The 597-nt window shown below is 49.7% G+C and carries 2 tRNA genes and 2 rRNA genes; all 4 read right to left on the bottom strand.

Annotated elements, in window-relative coordinates:
- Positions 1–88: ribosomal RNA gene (locus C6366_RS18435) — 23S ribosomal RNA — on the bottom strand; the annotation flags it as partial.
- 97 nt (positions 89–185) lie between these two features.
- Positions 186–261, bottom strand: a tRNA-Ala gene (locus tag C6366_RS18430).
- A gap of 97 nt (positions 262–358) precedes the next feature.
- Positions 359–437 (bottom strand) — tRNA-Ile (locus tag C6366_RS18425).
- Positions 438–510: 73 nt separating this feature from the next.
- A 16S ribosomal RNA gene (locus C6366_RS18420) occupies positions 511–597 on the bottom strand; the annotation flags it as partial.

The following is a 597-nucleotide window of genomic DNA, read 5'->3' as shown; positions in this document are numbered from 1 at the left end:
CGGCTCACCGAGGCTTATCGCAGCCTTCCACGTCCTTCATCGCCTCCTGGCACCAAGGCATCCGCCAATTGCCCTTAGTATCTTAACCTCTCTATTCTTCATTCCCTATGAAATTGTCAAAGATCAAACCGACCAAACGAAAAAACGCTCATACTCGAAGCGTCCACATTAACCACCACTCAAAATGGTGGAGGTGAACGGGATCGAACCGATGACCTCCTGCGTGCAAGGCAGGCGCTCTCCCAGCTGAGCTACACCCCCATCCTGGAATCTCAAATTTGAAATCTCAAATCTCAAATTACCAGAAGCGATTCTTTAATTTCAAATCTCAAATTTGAAATCTCAAATCCGCCAAGCGTGGTGGGCCTAGATGGACTTGAACCATCGACCTCACGCTTATCAGGCGTGCGCTCTAACCGAAACTGAGCTATAGGCCCTCAATTTTCCGTTCAGGCCGGCAAGAAGCATCAAGCTCCTTGCAATGAAACAGCGAGGGGGGAATTTCTCTGTAAAGGAGGTGATCCAGCCGCAGGTTCCCCTACGGCTACCTTGTTACGACTTCACCCCAATTATCAGCCCTACCGTAGACGACTACCT

The organism is Desulfonatronum sp. SC1, from assembly GCF_003046795.1.
GTDB lineage: Bacteria > Desulfobacterota > Desulfovibrionia > Desulfovibrionales > Desulfonatronaceae > Desulfonatronum.
The sequence above is the reverse complement of the archived record's forward strand: the minus strand, read 5'-3'. Positions and strand labels throughout refer to the sequence as shown.